The 1,167-nt window shown below is 68.9% G+C and carries 1 protein-coding gene; it reads left to right on the top strand.

Features of this window, described 5'->3' with window-relative positions; translation table 11 throughout:
- The coding region (locus GTW67_RS03110) for a type I polyketide synthase (protein WP_237518625.1) at positions 1-1,167 on the top strand (1,167 nt) is incomplete at both ends.

The raw sequence follows: 1,167 nt of genomic DNA, 5'->3' as shown, positions 1-1,167 counted from the left end.
GAGGCGCGGCGTGGTGAGGGTCTGCCCGCGACGTCGATCGCGTGGGGCCCCTGGGCCGACGACGGCATGGCTTATGCCGTGGCGGATCGTTGGGAGCGGCACGGCCTGCCCGCCATGGCCCCCGACCTGGCGATCGCCGAGTTGGAGTCGGTGGTCAACGACCCGATGGCCGCCTCACTGGTCGTCGCAGACGTCGACTGGGACACCCTCGCCCAGGCGAGGGCGACCACGCATACCTCACACCTGCTGAAGGAGCTGACGCGGAGCGCCGCTGGTGACACGGCCGCCGACCGTTCCGCTCCAGGCGGCGGGACGCTGCGGCAGCGGCTCGCCGGACTGGGGGCAGCCGAACAGGAACGAGCAGTCGTCGAGTTCGTGCGCTCGCATGTCGCCGCCGTGCTCGGGCACCGCCGAGCGGACACGGTCGACGTCGACCGAGCCTTCAAGGAACTGGGCTTCGACTCCCTGGCTGCCGTCACCTTGCGCAACCGCCTCAATGCGGCCGCGGAGCTGAAGCTTTCGCCCACCCTCCTGTTCGACCACCCCACGGTGCGGGCGTTGGCACGGGTGCTGCGCGAGGAAGCTCTGGGGTTGAGCGGCGACGGGGGACCGGTGCCCGTCGTAGCGACGGCGACGGACGACGAGCCGATCGCCATCGTCGGCATGAGCTGCCGCTTCCCGGGCGGGGTACGGACTCCCGAGGACCTGTGGAACCTGCTGGTCGACGGACGCGACGTACTGACCGATTTCCCCGACGGACGCGGCTGGGATCTCGACAGCCTCTTCGACTCCGACCCGGATGAGACGGGCAAGAGCTATGTCGACAAGGGTGCTTTCCTCGACGACGCAGGAGCCTTCGACCCGAAGTTCTTCGGGATCTCGCCTCGTGAGGCGACGACGATGGACCCGCAGCAGCGCCTGCTGCTGAAGACGTCCTGGGAAGCATTCGAACGAGCCGGTATCGACGGCACGCTCCTGCACGGCAGCCAGACCGGCGTCTTCATCGGCAGCAACGGACAGGACTACGCCCGCAATCTGCGCGAGGCACCCGCCGAGAACGTCGAAGGTCACCTGGTGACCGGCAGCGCAGCCAGCGTCGTCTCCGGCCGCATCTCCTACACGTTCGGCCTCGAAGGTCCTGCGGTCACCGTGGACACGGCGTGTTCA

The sequence above is a fragment of the Streptomyces sp. SID5910 genome (assembly GCF_009862125.1).
Lineage (GTDB): Bacteria > Actinomycetota > Actinomycetes > Streptomycetales > Streptomycetaceae > Streptomyces.
Note: the sequence above shows the minus strand (reverse complement) of the source record. Positions and strands in the feature narration are given on the sequence as shown.